The sequence below is a fragment of the Streptomyces sp. NPDC088387 genome (assembly GCF_044753385.1).
Classification (GTDB): domain Bacteria; phylum Actinomycetota; class Actinomycetes; order Streptomycetales; family Streptomycetaceae; genus Streptomyces.
The window spans coordinates 90,150-112,460 of record NZ_JBIVNC010000006.1 but is presented as its reverse complement, the minus strand read 5'-3'; the positions used below and the strand labels follow the sequence as shown (position 1 = coordinate 112,460).

Annotated in this window: 25 protein-coding genes; 13 read left to right on the top strand and 12 right to left on the bottom strand. The window is 71.2% G+C overall.

The annotated features are described in order from the left end of the window. The first annotated feature begins 13 nt into the window (after positions 1-13). Both ACIQAC_RS17685 and ACIQAC_RS17680 read left to right on the top strand, forming a co-directional pair. Complete coding sequence (locus ACIQAC_RS17685; RefSeq protein ID WP_402191927.1) at positions 14-931, top strand: MurR/RpiR family transcriptional regulator; 918 nt, start codon at positions 14-16, stop codon at positions 929-931. Between the two features lie 398 nt (positions 932-1,329). Continuing rightward, positions 1,330-1,710 carry a hypothetical protein gene (locus ACIQAC_RS17680; protein WP_402191925.1) on the top strand — a complete coding sequence of 127 codons (381 nt, stop codon included), beginning with the start codon at positions 1,330-1,332 and terminating at the stop codon, positions 1,708-1,710. A gap of 49 nt (positions 1,711-1,759) precedes the next feature. Here ACIQAC_RS17680 and ACIQAC_RS17675 read toward each other — a convergent pair whose 3' ends face one another. Together ACIQAC_RS17675 and ACIQAC_RS17670 are read right to left on the bottom strand one after the other, a co-directional pair. Further along, positions 1,760-2,146, bottom strand: coding sequence for a MarR family transcriptional regulator (locus tag ACIQAC_RS17675; protein ID WP_402191923.1), 387 nt, complete (start codon positions 2,144-2,146; stop codon positions 1,760-1,762). 59 nt (positions 2,147-2,205) lie between these two features. Continuing rightward, on the bottom strand, positions 2,206-3,066 hold the full coding sequence (locus ACIQAC_RS17670) for a hypothetical protein (protein WP_402191921.1): 861 nt from the start codon (positions 3,064-3,066) through the stop codon (positions 2,206-2,208). Between the two features lie 190 nt (positions 3,067-3,256). On the opposite strand from ACIQAC_RS17670, the gene ACIQAC_RS17665 reads away from it, so the two are divergent. Next, entirely contained in the window at positions 3,257-3,985 is a 729-nt protein-coding gene (locus tag ACIQAC_RS17665; RefSeq protein ID WP_402191918.1) for a TetR family transcriptional regulator, read from the top strand. A gap of 198 nt (positions 3,986-4,183) precedes the next feature. After that, the gene (locus ACIQAC_RS17660; protein WP_402191916.1) at positions 4,184-4,597 is read left to right on the top strand and encodes a Zn-ribbon domain-containing OB-fold protein; all 414 of its coding nucleotides are present in this window, start codon (positions 4,184-4,186) and stop codon (positions 4,595-4,597) included. A 36-nt stretch (positions 4,598-4,633) separates the two neighbouring features. Here the strand turns inward: ACIQAC_RS17660 and ACIQAC_RS17655 are convergent, their stop codons facing one another. After that, a complete protein-coding gene (locus ACIQAC_RS17655; protein WP_402191914.1) occupies positions 4,634-5,023 on the bottom strand; it encodes a PPOX class F420-dependent oxidoreductase in 390 nt (129 codons plus the stop codon). Between the two features lie 204 nt (positions 5,024-5,227). Between ACIQAC_RS17655 and ACIQAC_RS17650 the strand changes: the two genes are divergently transcribed. After that, a complete protein-coding gene (locus tag ACIQAC_RS17650) occupies positions 5,228-6,565 on the top strand; it encodes a S1 family peptidase (protein WP_402191912.1) in 1,338 nt (445 codons plus the stop codon). A 101-nt stretch (positions 6,566-6,666) separates the two neighbouring features. Here the strand turns inward: ACIQAC_RS17650 and ACIQAC_RS17645 are convergent, their stop codons facing one another. Continuing rightward, on the bottom strand, positions 6,667-6,852 hold the full coding sequence (locus ACIQAC_RS17645; protein ID WP_402191910.1) for a hypothetical protein: 186 nt from the start codon (positions 6,850-6,852) through the stop codon (positions 6,667-6,669). A 100-nt stretch (positions 6,853-6,952) separates the two neighbouring features. Continuing rightward, entirely contained in the window at positions 6,953-8,113 is a 1,161-nt protein-coding gene (locus ACIQAC_RS17640) for an ROK family protein (RefSeq protein ID WP_402191908.1), read from the bottom strand. A gap of 162 nt (positions 8,114-8,275) precedes the next feature. On the opposite strand from ACIQAC_RS17640, the gene ACIQAC_RS17635 reads away from it, so the two are divergent. Genes ACIQAC_RS17635 through ACIQAC_RS17620 form a run of 4 tightly spaced genes read left to right on the top strand, consistent with a single transcriptional unit; the run spans position 8,276 to position 12,771 of the window. Next, positions 8,276-9,241: a carbohydrate ABC transporter permease gene (locus ACIQAC_RS17635; RefSeq protein WP_402191906.1), complete on the top strand. Its 966-nt coding sequence runs from the start codon at positions 8,276-8,278 to the stop codon at positions 9,239-9,241. Positions 9,242-9,257: 16 nt separating this feature from the next. Further along, positions 9,258-10,199 (top strand): carbohydrate ABC transporter permease, encoded by a 942-nt coding sequence (locus ACIQAC_RS17630; protein ID WP_402191903.1) that lies wholly within the window; start codon positions 9,258-9,260, stop codon positions 10,197-10,199. Positions 10,200-10,209: 10 nt separating this feature from the next. After that, positions 10,210-11,553, top strand: a complete 1,344-nt coding sequence (locus ACIQAC_RS17625) for an ABC transporter substrate-binding protein (protein WP_402191900.1) — start codon at positions 10,210-10,212, stop codon at positions 11,551-11,553. 15 nt (positions 11,554-11,568) lie between these two features. Continuing rightward, positions 11,569-12,771, top strand: coding sequence for a Gfo/Idh/MocA family protein (locus ACIQAC_RS17620; RefSeq protein ID WP_402191898.1), 1,203 nt, complete (start codon positions 11,569-11,571; stop codon positions 12,769-12,771). A 26-nt stretch (positions 12,772-12,797) separates the two neighbouring features. Here ACIQAC_RS17620 and ACIQAC_RS17615 read toward each other — a convergent pair whose 3' ends face one another. Next, positions 12,798-13,493, bottom strand: a complete 696-nt coding sequence (locus tag ACIQAC_RS17615) for a L,D-transpeptidase (protein WP_402191896.1) — start codon at positions 13,491-13,493, stop codon at positions 12,798-12,800. Positions 13,494-13,694: 201 nt separating this feature from the next. Between ACIQAC_RS17615 and ACIQAC_RS17610 the strand changes: the two genes are divergently transcribed. Continuing rightward, on the top strand, positions 13,695-15,089 hold the full coding sequence (locus tag ACIQAC_RS17610; RefSeq protein ID WP_402191894.1) for a pyridoxal phosphate-dependent decarboxylase family protein: 1,395 nt from the start codon (positions 13,695-13,697) through the stop codon (positions 15,087-15,089). 51 nt (positions 15,090-15,140) lie between these two features. Here the strand turns inward: ACIQAC_RS17610 and ACIQAC_RS17605 are convergent, their stop codons facing one another. The 5 genes from ACIQAC_RS17605 to ACIQAC_RS17585 form a co-directional block, all read right to left on the bottom strand. Further along, complete coding sequence (locus ACIQAC_RS17605) at positions 15,141-15,938, bottom strand: SDR family NAD(P)-dependent oxidoreductase (RefSeq protein ID WP_402191891.1); 798 nt, start codon at positions 15,936-15,938, stop codon at positions 15,141-15,143. 61 nt (positions 15,939-15,999) lie between these two features. Next, a complete protein-coding gene (locus tag ACIQAC_RS17600) occupies positions 16,000-16,914 on the bottom strand; it encodes an SDR family oxidoreductase (RefSeq protein ID WP_402191889.1) in 915 nt (304 codons plus the stop codon). Positions 16,915-17,076: 162 nt separating this feature from the next. Next, positions 17,077-17,451, bottom strand: a complete 375-nt coding sequence (locus ACIQAC_RS17595) for a DUF4180 domain-containing protein (protein ID WP_402191887.1) — start codon at positions 17,449-17,451, stop codon at positions 17,077-17,079. Positions 17,452-17,495: 44 nt separating this feature from the next. After that, on the bottom strand, positions 17,496-18,125 hold the full coding sequence (locus ACIQAC_RS17590) for an MBL fold metallo-hydrolase (RefSeq protein WP_402191884.1): 630 nt from the start codon (positions 18,123-18,125) through the stop codon (positions 17,496-17,498). Further along, a complete protein-coding gene (locus ACIQAC_RS17585) occupies positions 18,125-19,213 on the bottom strand; it encodes an S-(hydroxymethyl)mycothiol dehydrogenase (protein ID WP_402191882.1) in 1,089 nt (362 codons plus the stop codon). Before ACIQAC_RS17585 ends, ACIQAC_RS17590 begins: the two co-directional genes overlap by 1 nt. 207 nt (positions 19,214-19,420) lie before the next feature. Between ACIQAC_RS17585 and ACIQAC_RS17580 the strand changes: the two genes are divergently transcribed. Continuing rightward, positions 19,421-21,133: an ABC transporter ATP-binding protein gene (locus ACIQAC_RS17580; protein ID WP_402192656.1), complete on the top strand. Its 1,713-nt coding sequence runs from the start codon at positions 19,421-19,423 to the stop codon at positions 21,131-21,133. Between the two features lie 25 nt (positions 21,134-21,158). On the opposite strand, the gene ACIQAC_RS17575 is transcribed toward ACIQAC_RS17580, so the two are convergent. Then, the gene (locus tag ACIQAC_RS17575) at positions 21,159-21,464 is read right to left on the bottom strand and encodes a hypothetical protein (protein ID WP_402191879.1); all 306 of its coding nucleotides are present in this window, start codon (positions 21,462-21,464) and stop codon (positions 21,159-21,161) included. 214 nt (positions 21,465-21,678) lie between these two features. On the opposite strand from ACIQAC_RS17575, the gene ACIQAC_RS17570 reads away from it, so the two are divergent. Continuing rightward, positions 21,679-22,041, top strand: coding sequence for a nuclear transport factor 2 family protein (locus ACIQAC_RS17570; protein ID WP_402191876.1), 363 nt, complete (start codon positions 21,679-21,681; stop codon positions 22,039-22,041). Positions 22,042-22,049: 8 nt separating this feature from the next. Next, positions 22,050-22,262: a hypothetical protein gene (locus ACIQAC_RS17565; RefSeq protein WP_402191874.1), complete on the top strand. Its 213-nt coding sequence runs from the start codon at positions 22,050-22,052 to the stop codon at positions 22,260-22,262. Positions 22,263-22,311: the final 49 nt, after the last annotated feature.

Sequence of the window (22,311 nt, the reverse complement as noted above, 5' to 3'; positions counted from 1 at the left end):
AGGAGGTACACCGGTGCCATCGCCCCAGCAGGCACGCGCACAGGCATCCGCCATCACCTCCGGCAAGGCGGCGCCCGAGGCCGAGGCCGCCCCGGTTTCCCAGATCAGAACGCTCTTCGACCGCCCGCGGCTGTCCCCGGGACAGCGCCGGATCGCCCAGTACCTGATCGAGCACCTCACCGAGGCCGCCTTCCTGTCCATCACGGATCTCGCGGAGCGGGTCGGTGTCAGCCAGCCGTCGGTGACCCGGTTCGCCGCCGCGGTCGGCTTCAGCGGTTACCCCGCGCTACGGGAGAAGCTCCAGGCGATCGCGCTCGGCACGTTCTCCGGCACGGCGGCCGAGGAGAACCACGGCAACGAGTTGCAGTCGGCGGTGGACGCCGAGATCGAGAACCTGGAGAACCTGCGGCGCGACTTCGCCAACCCGGACCAGGTCATCGAGATCGGGCGCAACCTGTCCTCGTCGGTGCCGCTGACCGTCCTCGGACTGCGTATCTCCGCCTCGCTCGCGGAGTACTTCGGCTACGCCGCACGCCGGATCCACCCCGACGTACGGCTGGTGACCCGGGGCGGCAGCATCGCCTACGACGCACTGCTGCAAGCGCGTGCCGCCGGCGGCAGCTGGGTGCTGGCCTTCTCGATGCCGCGGCACGCGCAGGAGACCCTGGCCGCGGTCAGGGTGGCGCGCGAGGCCGGTCTGCGCGTCGCGCTGATCACGGATCTCGCGCTGGGCGCGGTGGCCGACGAGGCCGATCTCACCCTGGCCACCGGCACCGGATCACGCCTGGTCTTCGACTCGTACGCGGCTCCGGGACTGATGGCCGCGGCGGTGCTCCAGGCGATGACGGACGCCGATCCGGAGCGCACACACGGCCGTCTCGACGAGTACGAGCAGATCTCGGAGCAGCACCAGTTCTTCCTCAGGGACTGAACTCCGCGCGCGTCGCGGATGTGAGCCGTGGTACCCGTGCACCTGATGTGTCCTGTCCATCACAATCCGGCACAGCACGTACACAGCACACATGAATGTTTTCATACGCCTTGAAAACCGAACCGCATATATAAATACTGCTCGCGGATCCCGCACCGCCCGTAGAGAGCCGACGTCCTGCCCATGCGCACAGCCTCCCAGTCACCGCGCGGGTCACGTCTGCCCTTCGAGGGCTCCAGTTCGAACACCCGGGGCCGCCGTCCCCTACCCGCGTCGGGACCCGGGGTGTTCGGTCGGGCATCGCCTGCGCGAGCGCCCGTGGCGGTCCCGGTCATCCCCTAGACCGGGGCCGCCTCAACCCGTCGGACCACCCAGACGACGTCGTAGAACCGGAAGCGATGGCCATGCCCCTGACGTACACACGCACCAGTCCGGACTGGCCGTGCCAGGTCAAGATCCCCGGCAGCTACGACTGGGAGCGCTCGGCGGCCAAGTGGCTGCGCGAGCTGGTGCCGGCCCGCTACGCCGGTTATCCGACCCTGATCCGCCACCCCGTGCTGCTCGCCCGGCACGCGGAACTCCAGGTGCAGCAGGAGGTCCGGGTCGCCCGTACCGCCCTCCAGACCGCCCGCGCCGACCTGCCGCGGCTCGGCGTCCCGGAGTCGGTCATCGAGCACACCATCAAGCTGTACGCGGCGGAGGTCCTTCAGTTGCAGCACATCGCGCGCAGTGTCCGCGCGGTCAGCCAGGCCCTGGCCGAGCACAACAGCGGGCGCTGACCGGCGGGCCGGACCCGCCCGGCCGCCGGCTCTCCGGCGCCGGTGGCGGTCAGCGCTCGTACGACCCCTGGCCGCCCGACCTCACCGACTCGCTGCCGCGCTCGTCCTCGTCCCGGATGAGCAGCGAGATCAGGTGGGCCACGGTCACGCCCGCCTCGGCGGGGTGCCTGAGCGCCCGTCCCGGCTCGATGTTGTAGAGGTTGCTCCGGCCCTCACGCGTGTGCGACAGGTACCCGCCGTCCTCCAGATCCGCGATGATCTTCTGGACGGCCCGCTCGGTCAGTCTGCACCGGGCCGCGATGTCCCGGATCCGGGAGCTGCGATCGTCGGCGATGGCGGCCAGCACACGGGCGTGGTTGGTGACGAACGTCCATCCGCTGTGCGGCTCCGGCACTTCGCCCGTGTCCCTGTGCGAGTCGCCCATGTCCCTACTCATGACTCCTCAGCATACGACCCAGTGTTCCCGCATACGAAAGCGCGAAAACAAGTTCACGTTTATCTCGACGTCTCCACACAAGCGGACCCGGCCACGAAGCGCCACAGCGACGCCTTCATCGCCGCGACGAACTCGTCCTGCCGGGACGCCGGAAGAGCCTCCAGCGACAGATACGGGTTGAGGTCCTCCAGCTCCACGAGCAGCAGTTCGCCGCCCGGCGCCCGGCAGGCGTCGACGCGCTGGATGCCGCACTCCAGGGTGTTCCACGCGATGAAGCGGCGTGCGAACTCCAGGTCCCCGGGGGTGGGTTCGTACGGTTCCAGGTGCCAGCGCCGGGCCGTGTCGGGGGTGTACAGCGCGTACTGGAAGTCGTGGTCGACGAAGTAGAAGGAGACCTCGTGGACGAAGTCGATGTGCGGCTGGACGAGGACCGTGCCGTCGGTGAGCCCGTCCAGGGTGTGCAGTTCCTCGGGACCGGTCACCCGCAGGCCTATGGAGTCCGCGCCGAGCACGGGCTTGACGACGTACCGGTCCACGGCGGGCAGGCGGCCGAGGTCCGCGCGGCGGTCGACGGTCGGGATCACCGGATGTCCGGCCGCGCTCAGCTCCGGCAGATACCCCTTGCCCGCCATGTCCGCCCGGCCGGTGACCGGGTTGTAGACCCGCGCGCCGGTGCGCAGCGCATGGGCGCGGAAGGCGTCGTAGGCGTCCTGGTGGCCGAGGACCGGGCCGCTGTTGCGGACCACAACGGCGTCGAAGGCGTCCATCAGCGCGACCGCGTCCCGGGGATGGCACAGGGCGAGGTCGAAGTCCTCGCGCAGGCGGGCGGTGAGCCGGATGTCCTCGTCGCAGTAGCGCCGCCCGCGCGCCTCGTAGGCCAGGTCGGTCACGTACAGCAGACGCGGTCGGGCGCGGGACATTCGGGGCTCCTCGTGCTTGGGCCTGTGCTTGAGCTCGGGCTGGGCTGGGCTGGGCTTGCGCCGGGGCCGGCGCCTCCGGGGGCGGCCAGATTAGCCGGGCGGCTCGAACGGCCGTCCGGCCGCGCACTCAGTTCCCTCTGCGGACAGCACCGAGTGCCATCCGCGGCGGACTGGTGCTACGTTCCCGTCCATGAGCTCCAGCAGCGCGGAGAGCGCTGAGAAGGGCGAGGCGACGGCCGCCAAGCCGCCCATGCGGGACGCCCTGGTCGGGGCCGCGTTCGACCTGTTCCTGGAGCGGGGGTACGAGGAGACCACGGTCGACGACATCGTGGCGCTGGCCGGGGTCGGCCGGCGGTCCTTCTTCCGCTACTTCCCCTCGAAGCTGGACGTGGTCTTCCCCGACCACGAGCGCTGTCTGGCCGACATGACGGCGTTCCTGGCGGCGAGCGAGCCCGGGGACGAGCCGGTGCGGCGGGTGTGCGACGCGGCCCGGCTGGTGCTGCGGATGTACGCCGAGAACCCGACGTTCTCCGTGCAGCGCTACCGGCTCACCAAGCAGGTTCCGGGGCTGCGGACGTACGAGCTGTCGGTGGTGTGGCGGTACGAGCGGGCGCTCGCCGAGTTTCTGCGGGACCGGTTCGCGGGCCTGCGGGACGGGACGCTGCGGGCCGACGTGATCGCGGCGGCGGTGGTCGCCGCGCACAACAACGCCCTGCGGTCCTGGCTCCGTTCGGACGGCCGGTCCGACGCCGACGCCGCGGTCGGCCACGCGCTGGGCCTCGTGCAGTCCGCGTTCGGCACGTCCGCGGCACCGCCGGTCGAGGAGGCGCCCGAGGACGTGGTGGTCGTGGTGTCGCGGCGCGGGGCGCCCCTGTGGCGTGTGGTGCAGGAGATCGAGACGACACTCGCCCGCGACTGACCCGGCACGCGGAGCCCTCCTGCCCCGCTCGGCTCCCGCACAGGATCGGCACAACCCAAGGGTACGCAGTGCCTTTACGGCTGACACTGAGTGCCATAGCATCGCTGACGTGCACGGTGGCACGACGGACCGTGCACGGGCGTGCACGGTGAGCCGCGCACGCGGGATTTCCGGCCCCGGCGCAGGGAGTTGACCAGCGTGTACCACCACTCAGGAAGCCTCGCGCAGCAGGCGTACGGCCCGGCGACGGGTGTCCTCGACGGCCAGGCCCCCGGGTCGGAGGCCGTCCTCTTCCAGCGCTGCAACTGGTGCGGCACCGCCATGTACCAGCGGCTGCTGTGTCCGGTCTGCCAGGGCAGCGATCTGCGCACCGAACGCAGCACGGGCACCGGCACGGTCCGCCACACCACGGTCGTGCACCGCAACTCCCCCGCCGCGCGCAATGTGTCGCTGGTGGAGATGGCGGAGGGCTTTGTCGTCCGCGGCCGGGTCATGGGACCGCTCATCGGCATCCACAGCGGCGACCGGGTCCGGCTGGCGACGGCCAAGGACCCGGTACGGGGCGAGCCGGTCTTCCAGCTGGTCGACGAGCCGTACCGGGCCTGGAGCTGATCCGCCGGACGCGGTACCGGGTGGACCGGCGGACCGTCAGCCGGCCCGCGTCAGGGTGATCCGGATGCCGACCGTGCCGTCCAGACCGCGCCGCAGCCGGCTGCCGTAGACGGTGAACCAGCCGATGACGTGGTACTTGCGGACCAGGAGCCGGCGGTAGCGCTTGGTGGTCTCCGCGTCGCAGATCTCCGCGGTCGCCGGGACCGAGTCACCGGTGGGCCTGCCCCGTACGTCGCAGGGGCCGACCAGGATGTCGGCGCGGTTGCGGATCCGCTTCACCTTCCAGGAGTCGGTGGGCGTCCAGATCCCGAGGGCGTCGCCGTCGGCCACCACCCAGACCGGCGAGGCGACCGGTGTGCCGTTCTTGCGGTAGCTGGTGATCAGCACGTACTGACCGCCCGCGAGGGCTGCCGTGGTGGTGTCCATGGCGGGCAGTCTAGACGCGCGTACACCCCCGGCCGGGCCCTGTGGGCCGGCGGGTCCGGGTGGGCCGGGACCAGGGCGGACGAGACGAGCGGGCCGACGGTGAACACGCCCGCCTCCCCGCACGTACTGAGGGAGGGCACTCAACTGCCGGAGGCCCCCGCGGTGTTGACGCCGCGTATTCGGGTTCGGGGTCGGGAGCCATTGATGAGCCACGCACGACGACGGGTCGTCCGCCGAGCGACACAGCTGGCGGCCGTCGGCGGACTCCTCCTCGGAGGGACGATGGTCACCCAGGCCGTGGCGAGCGAACCGCCGGGCACCGCGGCCCTGACGCGCAGCGGGCCGGCGGCCGGCACCGGCGCGGACCTCGTGCAGCGGCTCGGCACCTCCCGCACGGCCGGTACCTGGATCAACGCGCAGGGGCGTCCGGTCGTCGCGGTCACCGACGAGGACGCGGCCGCCGAGGTACGCGACGCGGGCGCCCAGCCCCAGCAGGTGCGGCACAGCATGAGCGACCTCAAGGCGGCCACGGCCGCGCTGCGGGCGGCGCCCAAGGTGAGCGGCACGGCCTGGGCGCTGGACTACCGCACCAACGAGGTCGTGGTGCGCGGCGACAGCACGGTCTCCTCCGGCGACTGGGCGCGGCTGACCGAGGTCGCCGAGGGCGTCGGCGGCTTCGTCCGTATGGAGCGCACCGAGGGCACCTTCACCACCCGGATCAACGGGGCGGAGCCGATCCTGTCGACCGCCGGGCGCTGCTCGGCGGGGTTCAACGTGACGGACGGCACCCGTGACTTCATCCTCACCGCGGGGCACTGCGGCCCGATCGGTTCGGTGTGGTTCTCCGACAACCAGGGCCGGCAGCAGGTCGGCCAGACCGTGCGGGGCAGCTTCCCGGGCAACGACTACTCGCTGGTCCAGTACGACGGCGGCCGGGCGGGTGCCGGGGCGGAGGTCGTCGCGGTCGGCGGCGGCAAGGGGGTGCGGATCACCGGTGTGGACAACGCGTCGGTCGGGCAGCGGGTGTTCCGCAGTGGCAGTACGAGCGGGCTGCGCGACGGACAGGTCACGGCGCTGGACGCGACCGTCAACTACCCGGAGGGCACCGTCAGCGGGCTGATCGAGACGGACGTGTGCGCGGAACCGGGTGACAGCGGCGGGCCGTTGTTCTCGGACGGCATCGCGCTGGGCATCACCTCGGGCGGCAACGGCGACTGCGCCACCGGCGGTACGACGTTCTTCGAGCCGGTCACAAAGACGCTGTCGGAGCTGGGTGTTCAGCTGATCGCGGCGGCGCCGGCCGCGGGGCCCTCGCCGTCGGCCTCCGCGGGGGCGCCGGGCGCGGCGACGCCGGGTTCCTCGGCGCCGGTCGGCGGGGAGGTGGCGGCGACGCTGCTGGCCCGGCTGTCGGACCCCAAGAACGTGGGGCCGGGGATGCTGGTCATCGCGGGCAGTCTGGTGGCGCTGGTGGCCACGCGGTACGTCCGCGCGGAGCAGGACCGCAAGGCGTACCGCAACTACTACTCGGCGACATGGAGCTGAGGCCTGCGAAGAGGGGCTCCCGAAAGGGGGCCAGGGCCAGGAGGAGGGGCGGCCGGGACAGAGGCGTCGAGGCCGCCAGGGCCGGCTCGGCGGTCCGGCGCTCAGGCCGCCTTCGCCGTCGGCGGGGCCGCTGCGGCCCACTCCAACACGAGCCGCTGGTACTGCTCGCGCTGCTCGACGCTCAGTGTCCCGCCCGACCGGCGCCACAGGGCCCGGATCTCCTCGTTGACCTCGGCCGCCGATCGCTCGGTGACGGATTCAACGGTGGTGGACATGGTGTGAAGCATACGGCGACCGAGGTGAAGGCCGTGTGAGTAAGTACGGCACTAACGGACATATCGGACCGTGTCACTGATCACGTCCATCTCCCAAGATCTAGTGCGGAGTTCAATATTCCGCTGCCCCGAGGACCAGCACCTGAATGGCCAGTACGGCAGCTCCGCGCGCCCAGTCGTGGAAGTCGGAGACTTTCGTCTCCAGGGCGACGGGCCCGGCCAGCGGGTGCCGCCGGGCGCGTACCGTCTCCTCGACGGTCTTGCCCGCCACGTCCATCAGGCCGACCCCCTCGCCGGCGAGCAGGATCTTCTGCGGCATCACGAAGTTGGCGATCGTCGCGACGAGAATGCCCAGCGCACGGCCCGCCTCCTCCACGACCCGGGCCGGCATCGGCTCCCCGGCGGCGGCCCCGGCGAGGATCTCCTCGTAGGAGTGGTCCCGGCCGGTCGCGGCCTGCACCTGGTAGCGGATGCTCGGGATGGAGAGATACGACACAGCGCTGCCGCGTGACCCGTCGGGGGTGAGCGGTCCGTTCGCGTCGACGATCCACTGCCCGCCGAAACCCCACTCCTCGCCCGGCGGAGCCACCCGCTTGCCGTCCAGCGCCAGCCCGTAGCCGACCCCGGCGCCGATGGTGAGGACCACAAAGCGCGCGAGGCCGCGGCCCGCGCCGAACCAGGCCTCGGCCTCGACGAACGCCGCGAGGTCGTTCTCGACGACCACCGGCAGCCCGGTGCGCTCCTGGACCAGCGCGCCCAGCGGCACACCGCGCCAGCCCAGGAAGACCGACTCGTCGACGGTCGAGCGGTCCGGCACCATGCCGCCCACGCCGATGCCCATCCCGGCGACGCCCGGGTGCTCGCGGGTCAGTTCGGCCGCCATCTCCGCGATCAGTGCGACGACCTCGTGCGGGTCGTGGGTGGCCAGCGGGCGGTCGTGGCGCGCGACGATCTCGCTCCTGAGGGTGGTGACGACGCCGTAGACCATATCGGTGGTGATCTTGAAGCCGAGGAACGAGCGGGATTCCGAGACGATGTCCAGCGGCTGTGAGGGGCGGCCCTGCCGGGACTCCGCCGGCGTGGTCCCGTCCGGCACCTCGACGAGCAGGCCCGACTCCAGCAGTGGTTTGGTGAGCCGGGTCAGGCTGCCCGCCGAGAGATCCAGGCGCCGGGCGATCTCGGTGCGCGAGAGCGGCCCGTGCACCAGCACCTCGATCGCCACCGAGCGCTCGCCCCGACTCAGTGGCAGCCAGCTGGCAGCACCTTCGCTCATCCGGATCGACCCCCTGGTTTCTTTTGTCGTGGAAGTAACGAGCTCACTGTATGTGACACACACAACTTCCAGAAGATGTCCGCAGGCATCTTGACGGCTGGATTCTTTCGCGTCGAAAGTAAGTGACCCCAAGGTGAGCCGCCGCGGACGAGGGAGTCTCTGATGACCATCGCCTCCAGCAGCCCTCCGTCACGGCTGCCGCCGAGCGGCCCGGCGGGGGCAGCGACGAAGACCGGCACCGGCCGGCCCCGATCCCGGGAGGGCCGGGGGGACGGGCGGCTCGCGGCCCTGTTCATCGCGCCCGCCCTGCTGGGCTTCCTGGTCTTCCTGCTGTGGCCGACGCTGCGGGGCGTCTATCTGAGCTTCACCCGGTTCAACCTGCTCACCCCGCCCGAGTGGATCGGGCTCGCCAACTACGACCGGATGATCCACGACCCGATCTTCTGGGACTCGCTCCGGGTCACCGTCGTCTACGTCGTCATCAACATCGGTGTGCAGACGGTCGCCGCGCTCGCCATCGCCGTACTGCTGCAACGGCTGACCCAGTCCGCGGTGCTGCGCGGCATCGTGCTCACCCCGTATCTGATGTCCAACGTCGTCGCGGGCATCGTCTGGCTCTGGATCCTCGACACCCAGCTCGGCATCGGCAACGAGATCGTCTCCGCGGTCGGCGCCGACCGCATCCCGTTCCTCGCCGACGAGACCTGGGCGATCCCGACGATCGCCCTGATCAACGTGTGGCGGCACGTCGGCTACACCGCGCTGCTGCTGTTCGCCGGCCTCCAGGCCATCCCGAACGACATGTACGAGGCGGCGAAGATGGACGGCGCGAGCGAGTGGCGGATGTTCTGGCGGATCACGATGCCGCTGCTCAGGCCGGTGCTCGCGGTGGTCCTGATCATGACGGTGATCGGCTCCTTCCAGGTGTTCGACACGGTCGCCGTGACCACCAACGGCGGCCCGGCGAACGCCACGAACGTCCTCCAGTTCTACATCTACGGCGCCGCGTTCGGCCGTTTCCAGTTCGGCTACGCGTCCGCGATGTCCGTGGCCCTGCTGATCGTGCTGACGGCCATCACCGTCCTCCAGTACCGGCTCACCCGGGCCGGCCGCACCGACCTCGGCTGACCGGAGAGGTGTCGACATGGCCACCGCGAACACCGTGATCCCCTCGACCACCACAACGACCGCGCGCATCCGCACCCCGCGCCGCAGGCCCTCCTTCGGGCGGGCCGTGGCCTGGACGGTGATGGCCGCGATCGTGCTGATCACGCTGCTGCCGTTCTACTGGATCCTGCGCACCGCGCTGTCCACCAACAGCGGGCTCGCCGCCCACCCCGCGGACCTGCTGCCGGTCGACGCGACCACCGGCGGCTTCGAGCGGGCGCTCGGCCTCCAGTCGACCGAGGAGGCGATCGCCCAGGGCGGCTCCGGCGGCGATCTGGCCTTCTGGCGCTATCTGCTGAACTCGGTGATCGTCTCGACCCTGATCACCGTCTGCCAGCTGCTCTTCTCCGCGATGGCGGCCTACGCCTTCGCCCGGCTGCGCTGGCGGGGCCGGGACAAGGTGTTCGCCCTGTTCCTCGCCGGGCTGATGGTGCCGACCATCTTCACGCTGCTGCCGAACTTCGTGCTCATCAAGGAACTCGGCCTGGTGGACAACCTGTTGGGCATCGCACTGCCGACGATGTTCATGACGCCGTTCGCGGTGTTCTTCCTGCGCCAGTTCTTTATGAACATCCCCCTGGAGGTCGAGGAGGCGGCGCTCCTGGACGGCGCCGGAAAGATCCGGATCTTCTTCCGGGTGCTGCTGCCGATGGCGTCGACGCCGGTCCTGACGCTGGCGGTGCTGACGTACATCACGTCCTGGAACGACTACTTCTGGCCGCTGATGGTGTCCTACACCGACAGCTCCCGTGTGCTGTCGGTGGCCCTCGCCGTGTTCCGGGCCCAGACCCCGCAGTCCGGCTACGACTGGTCGGGCCTGATGGCCGCGACACTCATCGCCGCGCTCCCCATGCTCGTCCTGTTCGGCGTCTTCGCCCGCCGCATCGTCGGCACCATCAGCTTCACCGGGATCAAGTGAGGGAACCGACATGCGATTTCGTACAGTTGCCGCCCTCACCGGGGCGCTCGCCCTCTCCCTGGTGACGGGATGCGCGCAGGGCGACTCGGCCGGCGGGGCGCGGAACAAGGTGAGCTACTGGCTGTGGGACGCCAACCAGCTGCCCGCCTACGAGGCCTGCGCGAAGGACTTCGAGCAGCAGAACCCCGGACTCGACGTAGACATCACGCAGATGGGCTGGGCCGACTACTGGACCAAGCTGACGGCGAGCTTCATCGCCGGCACCGAACCGGACGTGTTCACCGACCACATCCAGAAGTTCGGGCAGTTCGCCGACCTCCAGGTGCTCGAACCGCTCGACGACCTGAACATCGACGACTCCGCCTACCAGCCCGGTCTCGCCGCCAACTGGGTCGGCCAGGACGGCCATCGGTACGGGGCCCCCAAGGACTGGGACACCGTCGCCCTCTTCTACAACCAGCAGATGGTCCAGGACGCCGGCCTCACCGGCGGCGAACTCAACCGGCTCGCCTGGAACCCGGACGACGGCGGCACCTTCGAGAAGGCCGTCGCCCATCTCACCGTGGACGAGAAGGGCAGGCGCGGCGACGAACCCGGCTTCGACAAGAACAACGTCAAGGTGTACGGGCTGGCCACCGGCGGCGCGGGCGACTCCGACGGACAGACCACCTGGAGCCCGTTCGTGGCCTCGGCGGGCTGGAACTACACGGACAAGAAGCGCTGGGGCACCGAGTACCAGTACGACAGCAAGACGTTCCAGACCGTCGTGGACTGGTACTTCGGGTTGGCGGAGAAGGGCTATCTGGCGCCGTTCACCGACTACACCGACGGCGCGAACCCGGCCAACGCGCAGGTCGCCGCGGGCAAGGCGGCCACCGCCATCGACGGTGCCTGGCTGATCTCCGCGTACTACGGGACCGAGGGCCTCGACATCGGCACCGCCGTCACCCCGGTCGGCCCCACCGGCAGGAGCGCCACCATGATGAACGGTCTCGCCGACTCCATCACCAAGAACGCGCCCAACAAGGCGGGCGCCCGGAAGTGGGTTCAGTACCTGGCGTCGGACGAGTGCCAGCGGACCGTCGGCGGCTTCGGCATCGTCTTCCCGGCGACCCCGGACGGCACCGAGGCCGCCGTCGCCGCCTACAAGAAGAAGGGCATCGACGTCACGGCCTTCACCCGGCCCGTCGACGACAAGCGGGACTTCACCACCGTCTCCTTCCCGATCACCAACTACGCGGCGGACGTGTACGCGCTGATGCGCCCCGCCATGCAGGACCTCTACGCCAACGACGCCCCGGCGAGCGGGCTGACGCAGACCAACGACCAGATCAATTTCATCCTCGGCCAGTGAAGGGCTCGTAATTCCATGACGTTCTCCCTCGGCATCGTCGGAGCAGGCCAGTTCTCCGGCCAGTTCGCCCGGCTGTTCCTCGCCCACCCGGGTGTGAGCGAGGTGTATGTGACCGATCTGCTGCCCGAGCGGGCGGAGCGACTGGCCGCCGCGGAGTCGCTGTCCGGCACGTTCCCGTCGTACGAGGCCATGCTGGAGTCACCGGCCGTCGACGCGGTCGCGATCTTCACCCAGCGCTGGACCCACGGACCGCTGGTCCTCCAGGGGCTCGGCGCGGGCAAGCACGTCTACTCGGCCGTGCCGATGGCGATCAGCACGGAGGAGATCGCCGCGATCATCGACGCGGTGAAGGCGACCGGGCTGACGTATATGATGGGCGAGACCAGCCAGTACAACCCGGCGACGGTCCACGCCCGCAACCAGATCGCGGAAGGCGCCTTCGGGCGGATCTTCTACGCCGAGGGCGACTACGTCCACGACATGGACCTCGGCTTCTACGACGCCTACCAGTACAGCGGCGGCGAGAACTGGAAGGCCACCGCCAGCTATCCCCCGCTGCTCTACCCGACGCACTCGGTGGGCGGTGTGCTCGGCGCATGGCGGACGCACGCCGTGAGCGTGTCCGCGATCGGGGTCGTGGACCAGCGGGACGACGGGGTCTTCGACCGGTCGGTGAGCCGGTTCGACAACGACGTGTCGAACGCGACGGCGCTCTTCGAGGTGGCCGGCGGCGGCTCGTTCCGCACCAACGAGTTCCGGCGGGTGGGCTACCCCTCCCACATCCGGGAGTCGCGGTTCCGCTTCTTCGGCACGGAGGCGAGTATGGAACAGCTCGCCACGGTCGCGTTCTGGCAGGACAAGAAGGGCGTCAAGGACATCAGCGAACTCCTCGAGCCCAAGCCCACCATGTCCCCCGACGACCCGTCGCTCCAGCACATCGCGCCGGAGCTGCGCGCCGCGTTCACCTCGGGCTCGGCCCCCGTGCACGACCGGGCGCGGCTGCCGCGGTCGTACGACCACCTCCACAACGGGCACGAGGGCAGCCACCACTTCCTGGCGGACGACTTCGTGACGGCCGTCAACACCGGGTCGCTGCCGTCGGTGAACGCGTGGGTGGCCGCCCGCTACACCCTGCCGGGCATCGTCGCCCACGAGTCGGCGCGGCAGGGTGGGGTACGGCTGGAGATCCCGGACTTCGGGGACGCCCCGCAGGTGTGAGGCCCGTCGGTCGCGGGCCGGGTGCCTCAGGTGCCCGGCTTGCGGCCGTAGACGTAGACGTCGTCGCCCTTCTTCAGCAGCGACCAGTACTTCTTGGCGTCGGTCTTCGTCATGTTGGTGCAGCCGTGCGAGCCGGGCGGGTTCCACATGCTCACGTTGACGGAGTGGAACGCCTGGCCGCCGTCGAAGAACTGGGCGTAGGGCATCGGCACGTCGTAGATGCTCGACACGTGGTCGATGTTCCGCCAGTAGATCTTCTTCAGGCCGGTGCGGGTCTCGTAGCCGTTGCGGCCCGTGCGGACCGGGACCGGGCCGTAGACGAGCCGGCTGCCGTCCTGGATCCAGCTGATCTGGAGGGTGAGGTTCACACAGGCGATCCGGCCCTTGTTCACCGGGCACTTGCCGTCCTTGTTGGGCTTCTTGCCCACGGCCTTCTGCTTGTTCATGAGATCCATCACGCCCCAGGTGACGGATCCCGCGTAGCCGATGTTCGGCCTGATGCCGTGCTTGTTCTGGAACTTCTGGATCGCCTTGCAGTCGGCGCTCGACTGCTTGCCGTCGACCGGCCGCCCGAGGAACTTCTCCACCTGCTTCTGGTGCGGCCCCACCGACGTCGTACAGCTCGCCGCCTGGGCCGGCGCGGTGCCCAGCCCGACCACGAGCGGCGCCACCAGCGCGGTGGCCCCGACGACCACGGCTCCCCGTCTGCGCATGTCCCCCATGACTGCATCCCCTTCACCTGCGGTCCGCGCACACCGCGCGACTCTGCCCAGCTAGACCGGCGCGGGAGGGGTTCGGTTGTAGGGCGGCGGGGGCCGGGACGAAACGGTGACATTCACGGGTGTGCGCCGGGGGTGGACGATCGGTCCACTCGCCGGTGATTGGTCCGGTACGGGGGCCGTCGACACGCCTAGGCTCGGATCATGGACTCCCAGCTTGCCGATGACCTCGCCCGGTTTCCCGAACTCCTCCAGGCGGCCCGTGACTTCGCCGTGCCGGAACTGGCGGGGCTCGGGGCGCGGCCGGCCGCCCGGCTGGATCCGGCGCCGCCCTTCGAGGGGCTGCCGGAGGAGGGGGCCGGGACCGAGGAGGCGCTCGTCCGGTTCGGGGAACGGTGGGCGGCCGGGTTCTCCGGCTCGGCCGGGCCGCGCTATCTGGGCTTCGTGACCGGCGGCGCCACCCCCGCCTCCGTCGTCGGCGACTGGCTGACCGGCGTCTACGACCAGAACGCGTCCGGTGCCATCGGCTCCTGGGCGGCGGGCCTGGAGCGGGAGACCGTGGGCTGGCTGCGGGACCTGTTCGGGCTCGGTGAGGCGCACAGCGGGGCGTTCGTGACGGGCGCCAGCGCGTCCAACACCGTGGGTCTCGCCATCGCCCGCGAGTGGCTCGGCGAACGCCTCGGTGTCCAGGTGTCGCGCGAGGGTGCGGCCGCGCTCGGGCCGGTCGACGTGCTGTCCGGCAGCCCCCACTCCAGCATCGGCAAGGCGCTCTCCGTACTCGGCATCGGCCGGGACCGGCTGCGGGCGGTGCCCGTGCTCGACGCCGGCCGGGAGGCCGTGGACGCCGGGGCGCTGGACGCGGCACTGTCCGCGCTGGACGGCCGCCCGGCGATCGTGGTGGCCAACGCCGGCACGGTGAACACCGTCGACTTCGACGACCTGCGCGCGATCGCCGCGCTCAGGGAGCGGCACGACTTCTGGCTGCACGTGGACGCCGCCTTCGGCGGTTTCGCCGCGCTCTCCCCCGCCTTCACCCACTTCGTCGACGGGCTCGACGCCGCCGACTCGCTCTGCGTCGACCTGCACAAGTGGCTCAACGTGCCCTACGACGCGGCCGTGCAGTTCACCCGCCGCCGGGACCTCCAGGTCGCCGTCTTCCACAACGCCTCGCCCTACCTGGGCATGCCGGCCGGCGACCACCCCGACTACCTCCATCTGACGCCGGAGAACTCCCGGCGGCTGCGCGCACTGCCCGCGTGGTTCGCGCTGGTCGCCTACGGGCGGGCCGGGCACCGCGAGATCGTCGAGCGCAATGTCGCCCTCGCGCGCCGCCTCGGCGACGGGATCACCGCGATGCCCGCACTGCGGCTGCTCGCGCCGGTGCGGCTGAACGTCGTCTGCTTCACCCTGGCCACCGATCCGACCCGCGAGCGGGTGGCCACGCTGACGGAGTCGCTGGCCGCGTCGGGCGAGGTCTTCATGACACCGACGGTGTTCGAGGGGACACCCGCACTGCGGGCGGCCTTCAGCAACTGGCGTACGTCGGAGGACGACGTGGAGCGGACGCTGAGGGCGCTGGAGGCGGCCCAGAACCTGTGAGTGGGGGCGGCGGGCCGGGGTCAGGTGTCGTCCCTTGCACGGCGGGCCGCGTCAGGTGTCGTCCCGTCCGCGCCAGGCCGACCTGAACCCGGAGTCGACCGCCGTCAGTCCCCCGTCGACGACCAGCGTCGTGCCGGTGATCCAGGCCGCGTCGCGCGAGGCGAGGAAGGCGACGGCGGCCGCGATGTCCTCCGGCTCGCCGACCCGGCCGAGCGGGTACAGACCGCGCAGGGCGTCGAGGGCACCGGCCCGCTCCTCCCACGGAGGTGTGCGTACGGTGCCGGGGGCCACCAGGTTGACCCGTACGCCGCGTTCGGCCGCGTGACCCGCGAGGGTGCGGGTCAGCGAGACGAGGCCGGCCTTCGCGGCGCTGTAGGCGTGGTTGCCGAAGTCGCGCAGGCCGTTGACCGAGCCGATGCTGACCACGGCACCGCGCCCGGACGCCGCGAGGTGCGGGAGCGCGGCACGGCTGCACCGGTAGGCGCCGGTCAGGGTGATGTCGAGGTCGCGCGCCCAGTTGTCGTCGGGCTCGTCCTCGAAGAGCGGGGCGTCGGGGGAACAGTGATAGGCGTTGTTGACCAGCACGTCGAGCGAGCCGAGGGTGTCGACGGCGTGGGCGACGGCCGCCTCGACGGATACCCGGTCCGCCACGTCGCAGCCGAACGCCCCGGCGGCCATGCCCTGTTCGCGCAGGGCCGCCGCGGTCGTCTCCGCGGCGGCCGGGTCGATGTCGGTGACGAGGACGTGCGCGCCCTCCTCGGCGAACCGGCGCACGGTGGCGGCGCCGATGCCCTGTGCCGCGCCGGTGACCAGTACGCCGTATCCCTCGAAACGCCTTGTGTCAGCCATGGGCAGAACCTACTGCCCCGGCGATCACGACGCCGGGCTCAGCGGCGGTGGCGCCGCGAAGTCACCGGTATCCGTGCGTGTCCGCCGGCTTCCCGGGGTCCTGCACCTCCACCAGGTACCGCCACGCGTCGGGCCGGCTGCCGTCCAGGTCGGTGAAGCCGTACTCCTGGGCGAGTCCGCCGCTGGACAGGGACTGCCCGTTGAAGCGGGCCACGTCGGGGTCGGCGGCGAGCGCGGCGACGGCCCGGCCGACATAGCGCGGGGTCTCCGAGATCGCGAAGTGCGGGGTGGTGGTCAGGGCGTCGCGCCAGTTGGCCTCTTCCACGCCGTAGTGGTCCAGCATCATCTCCGAGCGCAGCCAGCCCGGGGTGAGGGCGACGGCGGTGGCGCCGCGGGTGCCGAGTTCCTCGCCGAGGGCGAAGCCCATCCGCAGGACGGACGCCTTGGCGAGGTCGTAGAAGAAGTTCACGCGGTAGTTGTCGCGGTTGTAGTCGGCGGTGCCGTCGGTCATCTCGACGACCAGGCCGCCGGGCCGGCGCAGCAGCAGCGGCAGGGCGTGGTGGCTGGTGATGGCGTGGGTCTCGACGGCGAGGCGCAGCAGCCGCAGGCCCTTGTCCAGGTTGTGCTCCCAGACCGGCTTGTCCCACTCGAAGAGCGTCTCGCCGCCCCAGATGTCGTTGACGAGGACGTCGAGGCGGTCCTGCTCGCCGGCGATACGGTCGACGAGCGCCTTGACCCGCGCCTGGTCGAGGTGGTCGGTGGGTACGGCGATGCCGTGGCCGCCGGCCTCGGTGACCAGGTCGGCGGTGTCCTCCACAGTCTCGGGGCGGTTGTACTCGGAGCGGGCCGCGCGGGTGCTGCGGCCGGTGACGTAGACGGTGGCACCGGCCGCGCCCAGTTCTACGGCGATCCCGCGCCCGGCGCCGCGTGACGCTCCGGCGACGAGTGCGACCTTGCCCTGCAACGGCTGTGACATGTCCGGCCTCCTGGTGCCCGTACGGTGCTGCGGCGTCCCGGTGCCTGTGCGCACCGGGCGTTTCCGCGCTTGCGTGGACGAGCCTTCCGTGAAAGCCGGACATCTTCTGTCGGCTTTCACGGTGGGGTCACTCGCGTGGCGCAGGGCACCGCCGGGGCGGGGTCAGCGGGCGGGTGCCAGCCTGGCCGCGAGTGCGTCGAAATCCGTCAGGAACCAGATGTGGCCGCCGGTGTTGGTCTCGCGCAGGAGGTCGCGCAGGGCGTCGCTCGCCGCGACGTGGTGGGAGACGTCACCGACGACGGCCAGGCGCAGCCGGTAGTTCACGAACTTCTGCATGACGGCTCCGGCGATGCCGGTACGCAGTTCGAAGAAGTCGGCGGCCACCCGCTCGACGGGCACGGCGACCAGTTCGGCCTCCTGCCCGAACGCGTCGCCGATCAGGTCGAGCGCCGCGCCCTCGCCGTCGAGTGGCGGACCGTCGGGGGCGCAGCGCAGGACACGTACGTCGTGCAGGGTGACAACTGTGTTGGCGGTCATGGACGTTGATCGTAATGCCGCCCCGGCCGCCGGGGTGTGCCGGCTCAGTGGCCGCGCGCGATCCACTCCTGGAGGTGCGGGGCCTCGGCGCCGATCGTGGTCGGGTCGCCGTGGCCGGTGAGGACCCTGGTGTCGGCCGGGAGGGTGAGCAGGCGGTCGCGGATCGAGTCGACGATGGTCGGGAAGTGGGAGTAGGAGCGGCCGGTGGCGCCCGGCCCGCCCTGGAAGAGCGTGTCGCCGGTGAAGACGACACCGAGGCCCGGGTCGTGGAGGCAGACGGCACCCGGCGCGTGTCCCGGGGTGTGCAGGACGCGCAGGTCGGCACCCGCGACCTCGATCACCTGGCCGTCGGCGAGATGCGCGTCGGGGTCGCGGTCGGGGTGGGTGAGCTTCCACAGCGGCAGGTCGTCCGGGTGCAGCCGGATGACGGCTCCGGTGCGGTCGGCGAGCGCGGGCGCGGCGTCGATGTGGTCGTTGTGGGCGTGGGTGCAGACGATGGCGGTGAGCCGCCGGTCGCCGACGGCCTCGGCGATGGCGTCGGCGTCGTGCGCGGCGTCGATGACCACGACCTCGTGGTCGTCGCCGACCAGCCAGACGTTGTTGTCGACGTCCCAGGTGCCGCCGTCGAGGCTGAACTGTCCGGAGGTGACGAGGCGTTCGATACGGGCGGCCATCACAGCACCACCACCGAGCGCAGCACGTCACCGTGGTGCATCCGCTCGAACGCCTGCTCCACCTCGTCGAGCGCGATCGTCTCGGTGACGAACGCCCCGAGGTCGAGCCGCCCCTGCTGGTGCAGGTCGATGAGCATCGGGAAGTCACGGGAGGGCAGGCAGTCGCCGTACCAGCTGGACTTCAGCGCGCCGCCGCGGCCGAAGACGTCGAGGAGGGGCAGTTCGAGCTTCATCTCGGGGGTCGGTACGCCGACGAGGACGACCGTGCCGGCCAGGTCGCGGGCGTAGAAGGCCTGCTTGTACGTCTCCGGGCGGCCGACCGCCTCGATGACGACGTCGGCGCCGAACCCGCCGGTCAGCTCGCGGATCGCCTCGACGGGGTCGGTCTCCTTGGAGTTGACGGTGTGGGTGGCGCCCATGGTGCGGGCGGTCTCCAGCTTCCGCTCGTCGATGTCGACGGCGATGATGCGGGCGGCACCGGCGAGCTGCGAGCCGGCGATGGCCGCGTCACCGACGCCGCCGCAGCCGATCACGGCGACGCTGTCGCCGCGGCCCACGTTGCCGGTGTTGATGGCGGCGCCGATGCCCGCCATGACGCCGCAGCCGAGGAGTCCGGCGACCGCGGCGGAGACCGCCGGGTCGACCTTGGTGCACTGTCCGGCCGCGACCAGCGTCTTCTCGGCGAAGGCGCCGATGCCGAGCGCCGGGGAGAGTTCCTGGCCGGTGGCGGCGAGGGTCATCCTCTGCTCGGCGTTGTGCGTGTTGAAGCAGTACCAGGGCCGGCCGCGCAGACAGGCCCGGCAACGGCCGCACACGGCACGCCAGTTGAGGATGACGAAGTCTCCGGGCGCCACGTCGGTGACGCCGTCGCCGACCGTCTCGACGACCCCGGCGGCCTCGTGGCCGAGCAGGAAGGGGAACTCGTCGTTGATGCCGCCCTGCTTGTAGTGCAGGTCGGTGTGGCAGACCCCGCACGCCTGCACCCGCACCACGGCTTCACCGGGCCCCGGGTCCGGCACCACGATGGTCTCGATCCTGACCGGCTCGTCCTTGCCCGGCGCGATGACGCCGCGCACCTCCTGCGCCATGTGCTGCCCCTCTCGTCGACGATCATCCGTCCCGCTGCCGACCCTACGCGTGATGGAACGGCTGCGGCAGGACCTCGCGCGCACGTCCCGCCGCTGGTCGCCCGGCCCGCTGTCAGTGGCCGGCCGTAGGCTGACCTTCACCGTTCGGCCCGGCGAAGGAGCCCCGTGAGCACCGCACAGACGGAGACCAGTACGCCCCCGTGGCGCATGCTCGTCGGATATGTCCGCCCGCACCGCTGGACCCTGCTCGTCGGCGCCGTGCTGTCGCTGGTCACCGGCGCGACCGGGCTGCTGCTGCCGCTGGTGGCGCGGGGCCTGATCGACGACCTCTCGCACGACCGGGCGATCACGGGCGCGCTCATCGCCATGTCGGCCCTGGTCGTCACCAACGCGGCGCTGGGGGCGGTGGGTTCGTACGTGCTTCAGCGCACCGCCGAGTCGGTGGTGCTGGGCGCGAGACGGACCCTGTCGTCCTATCTGCTGCGGCTGCGGATCTCGGCCGTGGACCGCAGCGAGCCCGGTGACCTGATGGCCCGCATCACCTCCGACACCACCCTGCTGCGCGAGGTGACCACGGACTCCCTGGTCGGCCTCGGCACCGGCGGGCTGACACTGCTCGCGACCATCGTGATGATGGGCGTGGTCGATCCGGTGCTGCTCGCCGTCACCCTGGCCGTCATCCTCGGCGCGGGCACGGTCCTCGGAGTGATCGTGCCCCGGATCAACCGGGCGAGCCGCAAGGCGCAGGACGCCGTCGGTGTGATGGGCGCCTCGCTGGAGCGGGTGCTGGGCGCGCTGCGCACGGTGAAGGCGTCCGGCGCCGAGCACCGCGAGGAGCAGACCCTGCACACCGCGGCCGAGGAGTCGTGGCGACAGAGTGTGCGCGCCGCCAAGTGGTCGGCCGCCGCGGGCAACACGGCGGGGCTGGCGATGCAGATCGCCTTCATCACGGTCCTCGCGGTGGGCGGGGCCCGGGTCGCGACGGGCGCGGTCGACGTCGGCACCCTGGTCGCGTTCCTGCTGTACGTCTTCTACCTGATGTCGCCGATCCAGCAGGTCGTCGGCGCGATCACGCAGTACCAGTCGGGCGCCGCGGCCCTGGCCCGTATCCAGGAGGCGTTGGCCCTCCCCGCCGAACCGCCCATCACCGCTGCCCCGTTGACGGCCCCGGACGCCCGTCCAGCGGCCCTGGTCTTCGACGACGTGCGCTTCCGCTACGCCGACGATCTGCCGTACGTGCACCACGGGGTGAGCTTCGACGTGCCGGCGCAGGGCATGACGGCGTTCGTCGGACCGTCGGGCGCGGGCAAGACCACCGTCTTCTCGCTCATCGAGCGGTTCTACGACCCCGAGTCGGGTCTGATCACGGTGGACGGCCGGGATGTCGCGCAGTGGGACCTGTCGCAGCTGCGGTCCGCGATCGGTTATGTGGAGCAGGACGCGCCGGTCCTGTCGGGTTCCCTGCGGGACAACCTGCTGCTGGGCAGTCCGGACGCGGACGACGGTCAGCTCGCCCGGGTGCTGAAGACGACCCGGCTCGACGGTCTGGTGGAGCGGCTGCCCACCGGCCTTGAGACGCTGGTCGGCCATCGTGGCACCAAGCTGTCCGGCGGTGAGCGCCAGCGGGTGGCCATCGCCCGCGCCCTGCTGCGCAGACCCCGGCTGCTGCTCCTGGACGAGGCGACCTCGCAGCTCGACGCGGTGAACGAGGCGGCACTGCGGGACACGGTCGCCGATGTGGCGCGTACGACGACGGTTCTGGTGGTCGCGCACCGGCTGTCGACGGTGACGATGGCGGACCGGATCGTCGTGATGGACGCCGGCCGGGTCCGCGCGGTGGGCACGCATCAGGAACTGGTGGCCGCCGACCCGCTGTACGCGGAGCTGGCGGCCACACAGTTCCTCGCCACGGCCGGCTGATCCCGGCCGCCGCGTCGGTCCGCGGTCAGTACCCGATCGCGGGGACCAGGTTGGTCACGGGGGCGACCAGGTCGGTGACCTGGTGCAGTTCGTTGAGCTGGTTCAGCTGGTTGAGCTTGTTGACTTCGGCGAGCTGCTCGGAGGGCCTCGGGACGAGGCTCTTGTGCTCGGCGGGGATGTCGGTGACGGTCAGCGAGTCGAGCACGGCGATCGGGTTCAGCTTGCCCTCGCTGTGCGCGTCCGCCTCGGCCGCGCCCGCCTGGGGGACGGCGAGACCGGCGGCCCCCACGGCGAGACAGGCGGCGGCGAGGATACGACGAGTTGAGATCATGTCCTCAGCAACGCGCGCGGGCCCGTGCCGGACACGGGCGGCCCGCGCTCCTCACCCGACAGGCGCACCTTCGGGCCCGTCGTGCCCGGCGGCGGCCTGCTCCTGCCCGGCGGGGGCCTGCGCTTGCCCAGCGGCGCGGCGAGGAGGAATCTCGTAGGAGAGGGTCCCGCGCGGCCCGCCTCCCTCCGGGCCGCCGCCCTCGAAGGAGGTCACGATGAGTACGGTGGTAAGCTCCGCCTTCGGCGCCGAGGTACTGCGCCGGGGTATCGAAGGAAACCCGGACACCCTGCTCGCGCTCTACGCCGACGACGCCGAACTGCGGGTGGTGGACCGCAACTCCCAGCCGAGCCGTCCGATGGTGCTGCACGGCCGGGACGAGATCAGCGCCATGCTCGACGACATCTACAGCCGCGACATGACGCACAAGCTGGAGAACTGCGTGATCCAGGGGGACCGGGCCGCGTTCACCGAGTCGTGCCAGTACGCCGACGGCGTGCGGGTGCTGGCCGAGTCGATGGTGTCGCTGCGCGACGGCAAGATCGTCGAGCAGACCGTGGTCCAGGCCTGGGACGAGTAGGAAGGAACATGCCCCGGTTCCGCCTCGACGCCAGGCTGAGCTGGTCCTTCTCCGCACAGGCGGGACCGGCCCGCCCGCACGGCCCGCGCCGCGCCACGACGGCCGCTCACCTGCTGCGCGCCTCGGCGCTGCGCTCACTGATCCGCGCGGCGACCCGCCCCCACCGGCCGGGGACCGCGGTGGGCCGGCGCGGGCATGTCCGACGGCCGCGGGGCGGGTAGGAGCCGAGAGCCGACCGGTCCCGGGCCTCCCGGCGCGGACGGCCCACGC